This window comes from Nostoc sp. UIC 10630 (assembly GCF_010747425.1).
GTDB lineage: Bacteria > Cyanobacteriota > Cyanobacteriia > Cyanobacteriales > Nostocaceae > Nostoc.
In genome coordinates this window covers 21,628-29,457 of the sequence record NZ_JAAGOG010000097.1, presented here as the reverse complement: position 1 = coordinate 29,457, position 7,830 = coordinate 21,628, and the positions used below count along the sequence as shown (strand labels likewise).

Genomic DNA, 7,830 nt, shown 5'->3' with positions numbered 1-7,830 from the left:
GGTGGCAGACTGCTCAGTTGATTTTCGCTGAGGTCGAGGGATTGCAAGTTGGTGAGTTGTCCAATTTTCGGTGGCAGACTGCTCAGTTGATTTTCGCTGAGGTCGAGGGATTGCAAGTTGGTGAGTTGTCCAATTTTCGGTGGCAGGGTTGTTAAGCCTTTGTTAGAAAGGTCTAATTCTGTTACCTCGTCTTTGACAGCTTGTTCAATAATTTGCAGAAGTTCTTCGTTAGTCATTTGGGGTTTTATAGAGGCGATGCCTGACGACGAGTTGCTGCTTAGACGCGCAACAGAGGAATTAAGCTAATTAATAATGTACCCTGTATCAAGGATTGCATCAGTGCAATGTGCGTTAGCGTAGCTCGTCGTAGACATCGCAAGTTAAAAGGGCAGTTAGAAACCGCGTCTACACAGACTTGTGTTGAGCGGAGTCGAAATACAAAACCCACCTTTCTTTCCCTACAGGACGCTGCGCGAACGGAACGCTACGCGAACGTGGGTTAAGGAACCCTTGATTTTCTATTAGTCCACGGAGGTGGACTTTGTTTGTATAGCCGCGATTTCTAATCGCCTGGTATATTTGCTTTTTGTATTTGATTTTAATATTGTTGTGTCATCCTATGTAACTTGATGGCTATAGCTTTCCACATTGCCCAGCTTCCATCCAATATATAAATATGCCAGAAACTCAATCAAGTCCTCATACACCTACAAACAGATCAACCAAAGCTGATACCTTACCTGCATCTGTTATCTCCTCTTCTACCTCTCAAGAAATCTACGATGTTGTAGTGGTTGGCGCTGGGCCGATTGGGTTAGCAACTGCCATTGGCTTACGTAAACGTGGTATTGAAAATATCCTTGTCATCGATCAAACTCGCGCTTTTCGTCAAATTGGACAAACATTGGATCTTCTTCCCAATGGATTAAAAGCTCTCAAACATTTAGATCCTAACGCTTACGAAGAAGTTAAAAAAACTGGACTGGGTTTATTGAATCCCAAACAGTCTAATGGCCAGGAAACTGTCGAATCTACTCAAAACCAACAACCTCCAAAGTCTTCACCACAATGGGTTTACAAAAATTTAAAGGGCGAGATAATTCGGTCGAATTCACTTAGTTTTGATGACTGGTTTAAAGATTATGGCGAGGGTCGAGTATCAATTTCTTGGTACAATTTGCAGACAACCCTCAGACAGCTACTTCCACCAGACCTAGTTAAAGCTAATCACCGTTGTATTAATGTTGTAAATGAGCCGGAAAAAGGTTGTGTTCGCATAGATTGTGTAAGTGATATAGGAATAGAAGCCAACCCTTATGCCTATTGGATAGATGGGCAGAAAGATAACGATCCTCTGTCCCAAAACTCAGATATTCTCCCCCAAGAATCAGCAACAAAATCCATTAGAGCGAAACTAATTGTTGCAGCAGATGGGATTAATTCTACAGTTCGTAGGCTGCTTTACACAGATACTCAATATCATGATTTTGCCCGACCTGAATACTCTGGGTTTGCAGCTATATTTTGTAGAGAAATAGCTGAAGTTCCAAAGGAATTATGGACAAAACTAGAAGAAGATTTTTTTCAAGGCTCAACACTTGTAACAATCACTAACGATGAAAAATCTGGAAATTCTGTTTGTATAAATAACATTCGGATAATCTTATATTACAGACCAACTGGTGAACTAGGGTACATAATACATCTTGCTTTGCCTTTAGAATCGTTGCAAGAAAAGTCAGAAAGTTCTTTAATTGATTTAGCTTTGCAGGAGTTGGAAAAAGCAGGGTTTCCTGATGCGCTCAAGCAATTAGTGCGTCTGTCTCCTCCTGCCAATATGCAGCAGCGTCCATACTACATTCACCACGCTACCATTTCCGATTCTCTACAAATTTCTAACCCAACTGACCTCAATCCTGAAGCTAATCCTGCCAAAATTCCACCAGCCTGGAGTGTAGGGCGAATCGTCTTAGTTGGCGATGCCGCACATGGAATGCCTCCTTTCATGGCTCAAGGAGCTAATCAAGGATTGGAAGATGCGCTAATAGTTACAACACTCATCGCTAAAATTGCTGAGGAGAATAACTGGAACGATCTGCAAGCTATAGCCAAAGCTTTCGAGAAATATGAGTGTCTTCGTCGCCCATTGATGGCATACGTCCAAGAAGCAACATTAAAGCGATCGCCCCACTCGTCAGATAAAGAGTGGGAAGACTACAGCCAACAGATGTATTGCCGCAATTTCGACCAAGTAATAGAGGCACTGTAGTTTACCGCCTATGAAAAATTTTGATTAGAATGCAGATGTCCACTAGGCGGCAATACTGCGTAGGTTTTGAGTCGATCCCCCCAACCCCCCTTAAAAAGGGGGGCTAAGAATGCCTTATTTTCCCCCTTTTTAAGGGGGATTAAGGGGGATCTCCAATGACTATGCACCTTAATTTACGCAGTATTGCACTAGGCGGCGTGCTGTCTATCCACGTAAATCCAGAAGATAATCGATGAGTAATCAACTACAAGACTACAATCCTAGCGGCGTAGGTGAAATAAATGGCAACCTCTTAGGTTTGCCCTGCGATTATGAGTCTGCAAACCTGATTGTCTTTGGTGTGCCGTGGGAAGTCACTGTTTCTTATGGCGCAGGCACAGCTAATGGCCCTCAGCGTATTCTTGATGCTTCAACTCAACTAGATTTATTCGATTTTGATAACCCTAATGGTTGGAAGCAGGGAATTTTTATGGTGGAAATTCCCCAAGATATCTTAGAGAAGAATACATACTACCGCGCCTTGGCAGCAAAAATTATTGAGCGATTAGCCCAAGGTAAAGAACTCTCGGATACACCAGATTTAACATCTGTCCTCACAGAAATTAATCAGGCTGGGGAACAGGTAAATCAATGGCTGTTTGAAAATTGCCAAGAAGCAATTAACAAGGGTAAGGGAGTCGCAGTTATTGGTGGAGATCACAGTTCGCCGTTAGGTTATTTCCAAGCATTAGCAGCTAACTACGCCAACTATGGCATTTTGCACATTGATGCCCACGCAGATTTACGCGATGCTTATGAGGGATTTGAGTTTTCCCATGCGTCGATTATGTTTAATGCGATGAAAATACCGCAAATTTCCAAGCTAGTGCAAGTGGGTTTGCGTGATATTAGTCATGATGAAGTGCAAATGATTGACCAATCTGATCGTCGCATTATTGCCTATTACGACCCAGCCATTAAACAAAAGCTTTACTCTGGAACAACTTGGCTTGATTTATGCCAAGAAATTATCAGTCATTTACCTGAGTATGTTTACATTAGCTTTGATGTCGATGGTCTAGATCCAAAACTTTGCCCAAGTACAGGTACTCCTGTTCCAGGTGGATTGGAATTAGAGCAAACATTTTTTCTGTTCCGGGAATTAGTCAAAAGTGGTAGAAAAATTATTGGCTTTGATATTTGCGAAGTCGGTGATGCCGAGTGGGATGGTAATGTTGGAGCGCGGGTAGTTTACAAGCTGGCAAATTTGATGGATTTGTCCAAACAGAATTCGTAATTCGTTGAGTTACTAAAATCGTTCGACTGAGACGTTCTGCGATCGCTCAGTCGAGCTATCTTCACACTTTTCGCGTAGCGTTCCCCAGGAAAGTCGAAAACTTAAAATTAAATAATAAGCCCCTGACTTGATTGCTGGAGTCAATCTAAAATTTTTTGAATAACCTTGCTCTACTATCTAAAAATTTTAAGATAAAGAATAGCCCGTTGCTTTGTGAACGTATTGCACAACTTTTTGATATGATTCGGGATTACTCACAGGATTAATGATGATGGGGATAGTGCCATCTGGCAACCAGAAAGTTATCCTGCCATTAGGTTCATGACAAAAGGAACTGATGCAGTTGAGATTAATTACATATTCATTTTTTTCGTAAAGGATTTTCACCCAGTGGGCATGATCTAATTCTAAACTTGTCACACATTCTAAATAATCGAGAATCTTTTGATAATCTTCTAGGTTACTTTGTGGATTAATGACTATTGGAATGGCACTATCGGGTAGCCAAAAAGTAACCCTGCCATTCACTTCATAACAAAAAGCATGGACACGTTCAAAATTCACTACATATTCTCTCCTCTCGTAAAGGATTTTCACCCAGTACGCCACAACATCTCCTCAAGTCCGAAATTTACGAATGATGCACCCTGTATGTCCAAGTCTACTGAAGCCTTAAGTTTTTGTTGCTGTGTACCAATTCAAAATCAAATTAATTTGTTTGAATTATGAATTGTTAAGAAACCTCCAATGGTGTTGGTGTACCTGAAGTTGACAAAGAAAGAGCGATCGCAGCTTGAATAAACCCTTTAAATAAAGGATGAGGGCTACTAGGACGCGATTGAAATTCTGGATGAAATTGGCAAGCCAGAAAGAATGGGTGCTTGGGTAATTCCACAATTTCAACTAACTGTCCATCAGGAGAAGTCCCACTGATCACATAGCCGGACTTTAATAAGAGATCGCGGTAAGCATTATTGAACTCATAGCGATGTCTATGTCGTTCATAAATTACATCTTCTTGATAAAGCTTGAAAGCCAATGTATCAGGAAGAACACGACAAGGATATAGCCCCAAGCGCATTGTACCCCCTAAATCCACAACTTCCTGCTGTCCTGGCAATAAATTAATTACCGGATTCGTTGTATGAGGGTCAAATTCAGCACTATTAGCATCTGTTAATCCCCCTATGTTCCTAGCCCATTCAATTACAGAGCATTGCATTCCCAGGCATAAACCCAAAAAGGGAATTTGGCGATCGCGTGCGTATTTAATAGCGGCAATTTTGCCATCCACTCCCCGAACCCCAAAACCTCCTGGCACAACTACCCCATCGACACCGCCAAGATGAGTTTCGGCTGATTGATTTTCCAAATCTTCTGAATTTACCCAACGCAGGCGCAGTTTGCCATAAGTGGAAATTGCAGCATGGTTTAGTGCTTCCACTACAGATAAATAGGCATCACTTAACTGCACATATTTGCCGACAATGGCAATTTCTAACTCATGCTTGGGAGTATGTAACCGTTGTACCAAGGTTTGCCACTGCGTTAAATCTGGTTGGCGTTGCTCCATTTGCAGCAAGTTCAGCACTTGTTCTGCCATTCCTTCCCGTTCCAGATTTAGGGGTACTTCATAGATACTTTTGGCATCTTGAGAAGTAATGACGCATTCTTCGGGCACATCGCAAAATCCCGACAATTTTTGCTTTAATCCCTTTGGTAATGGGCGATCGCTCCGACAAACTAAAATATCTGGTTGAATACCAATGGATCTGAGTTCTTTAACTGAATGCTGTGTTGGCTTAGTTTTCATTTCACCCGCAGAAGCAATCCACGGTACCAACGTTACATGCATATACAGTACATGTTGCCGCCCAACCTCTTTGCGGAACTGGCGAATCGCTTCCAAAAACGGCAGTGATTCAATATCTCCCACCGTCCCGCCAATTTCTGTAATTACTACGGACGGATTTGTACTTTTAGCAACTCGCAGAATCCGCTCTTTTATTTCATTGGTAATATGAGGAATAACCTGTACAGTGCCGCCATTGTAGTCTCCGCGTCGCTCTTTATTAATGACTGCCTGGTAAATCGAGCCAGTAGTCACACAGTTCAAGCGCGACATTGAGGTATCGGTGAAGCGTTCGTAATGCCCCAAGTCTAAATCTGTCTCCGCACCATCCTGGGTAACGAATACTTCCCCATGCTGAAAAGGGCTCATTGTGCCAGGATCGATATTGATATAAGGGTCGAGTTTGAGAATCGACACCGAATATCCGCGCGACTTGAGCAAACGCCCTAGACTTGCTGCTACAATGCCCTTACCAATACTGGAAACTACGCCTCCAGTTACGAAGATAAACTTAGTCATAGTAGTTTGAATTTCTAACAACTTCTAAAAATACATCCCGTCATTGTGCCACAGTTATTGTGGTGTAATCTTCTATGATTTGCTGTGAAAAACCTTTTAGGATTAGTAATATTAGGCTGTATTCTCACATCCTCCGTAGCATTGGCAGAGCCATCTCTTATAGTCGTTTTTCCCAAGACAAACTACCAGACGAGTTCCCAAAAAATCTTTTTTCTGGGGACTGCACCACCGGATGGTGAGGTTTTGATCAATAGTAAGCCAATTAACCGCAGCAAAGCTGGTCATTTTTCCCCTAGTTTTCCCTTGCAGTTGGGAGAGAATCTTTTTACTGTGCGTCGCCAGAATCAAGAACTTAAGATTAAGGTGATAAGGGTTAACACTAGCCCTGAACTACCACAGGGGGTAGCCTTTGCTAAAGATTCCTTGACTCCCGCCGCTGATATTGCCAGACTACCAGGAGAACTAATTTGTTTTAGCGCGTTAGCGAACCTTCCCGAAGGGGTCGCACCCCCTAACGCCAATGTCTCTGTAACCCTGGCTAATCAAACGATTACCCTTTTACCTCAACCTCAACAGGCACAACTACCAAGTAATTTGGCAGCTCTGACAGGGCAAAATCAGCCTTATGCCCAGTCTAGCGTAGGCAATTATAAAGGTTGCACTACAGTGGCAACAGCCGCCGATCTGGGAAAACCTCAGTTTCAACTAACACTCAATGGCAAGACGATAACTCAACCAGGGACTGGTAAAATTCAAATCCTCTCAAGAGCAGAGTTGCCGGTTTCTGAGGTTACAGTAGAGTCAGGCGTTGCTCGCACTGGTCCAAGCACCGATTATTCTCGACTCACACCACTGCCTAAAGGCACACGCGCAACAGTAACAGGTAAGGAAGGTGAATGGTTGCGCCTAGACTATGGCGCTTGGATTAATAGTCAGGAAACTCGCATTCTACCTGGTGCAATTCCGCCACAAACAATAATTCGCAGTGTCGGATACCGTCAACTCCCTGGTGCGACAGAGATATTTTTCCCCTTACAAGTTCCCGTACCTGTGAGCGTACAACAAAGTGAGAAAGCTCTCGCTCTCACTCTCTACAATACTACTGCCCAAACGGACATTATTCGCCTGGATGATGACCCTCTAATTTCTCGGCTAGATTGGCAACAGGAGGCTCCAGAACAAGTAAAATACACCTTTAACCTCAAAAAAGCTCAACAGTGGGGATATAAGCTGAGATACGACGGTACAACCCTGGTTTTGGCTTTGCGTCATCCGCCTAATATTGGGAACACAAGACGCAAGCCTTTAGCTAATCTCAAGATTGTACTCGATCCAGGGCATGGCGGTAAAGAATCTGGTGCCAGTGGCCCAACTGGATATTTAGAAAAAGATGTGAATTTGGTGGTATCTAAGTTGCTGCGGGACGATTTGGTGAAGCGAGGAGCAACGGTAGTGATGACGCGGGAGGACGATAAGGAAGTTTCTCTAGCAGAACGTCAGGCAATTATTAGTAAAGAAGAACCTGCGATCGCTATTTCCATACATCATAACTCCTTACCCGATGACGGTGATGCTGAAAAAACCAAGGGATTCGCCGCTTTTTGGTATCAACCCCAAGCCCACAGCCTGGCAATATTTTTACAGACCTATGTTGTTAAAAAACTCGGCAAACCTTCTTATGGTGTGTTTTGGGACAACCTAGCGCTGACACGCCCAGCAGCTGCGCCATCGGTGTTACTGGAATTGGGTTTTATGAGCAATCCCGATGAATTTGAGCAGGTAGTGAACCCAAAAGAACAGAAGAAAATGGCTGATGCGATCGCTCAGGGGATTACTGAGTGGTTTCGGAGTGTTCGATAGATCGGGAGTTAAACTTACGAGCTATAGCAATTTTATTTCTTATGCCAAACGAAA

6 protein-coding genes are annotated in these 7,830 nt (G+C 43.1%); 3 read left to right on the top strand and 3 right to left on the bottom strand.

The genetic code is table 11. The features are described 5' to 3' along the window. Positions 1 to 236 (bottom strand): leucine-rich repeat domain-containing protein (locus G1O98_RS21240; RefSeq protein WP_175586792.1); only part of this gene is annotated, 236 nt, incomplete at its 3' end. 440 nt (positions 237 to 676) lie between these two features. Between G1O98_RS21240 and G1O98_RS21235 the strand changes: the two genes are divergently transcribed. Continuing rightward, positions 677 to 2,269 (top strand): NAD(P)/FAD-dependent oxidoreductase, encoded by a 1,593-nt coding sequence (locus G1O98_RS21235; RefSeq protein ID WP_163931488.1) that lies wholly within the window; start codon positions 677 to 679, stop codon positions 2,267 to 2,269. Positions 2,270 to 2,501: 232 nt separating this feature from the next. Further along, positions 2,502 to 3,545, top strand: coding sequence for an agmatinase SpeB (gene speB / locus G1O98_RS21230; RefSeq protein WP_163931485.1), 1,044 nt, complete (start codon positions 2,502 to 2,504; stop codon positions 3,543 to 3,545). 186 nt (positions 3,546 to 3,731) lie between these two features. Here the strand turns inward: speB and G1O98_RS21225 are convergent, their stop codons facing one another. Further along, positions 3,732 to 4,154 (bottom strand): hypothetical protein, encoded by a 423-nt coding sequence (locus tag G1O98_RS21225; RefSeq protein WP_114084087.1) that lies wholly within the window; start codon positions 4,152 to 4,154, stop codon positions 3,732 to 3,734. 124 nt (positions 4,155 to 4,278) lie between these two features. Next, positions 4,279 to 5,916, bottom strand: a complete 1,638-nt coding sequence (locus G1O98_RS21220; protein ID WP_163931482.1) for a CTP synthase — start codon at positions 5,914 to 5,916, stop codon at positions 4,279 to 4,281. 84 nt (positions 5,917 to 6,000) lie between these two features. Here G1O98_RS21220 and G1O98_RS21215 point away from each other — a divergent pair, with 84 nt between their 5' ends. Beyond that, entirely contained in the window at positions 6,001 to 7,776 is a 1,776-nt protein-coding gene (locus G1O98_RS21215) for an N-acetylmuramoyl-L-alanine amidase (RefSeq protein WP_163931479.1), read from the top strand. Positions 7,777 to 7,830: the final 54 nt, after the last annotated feature.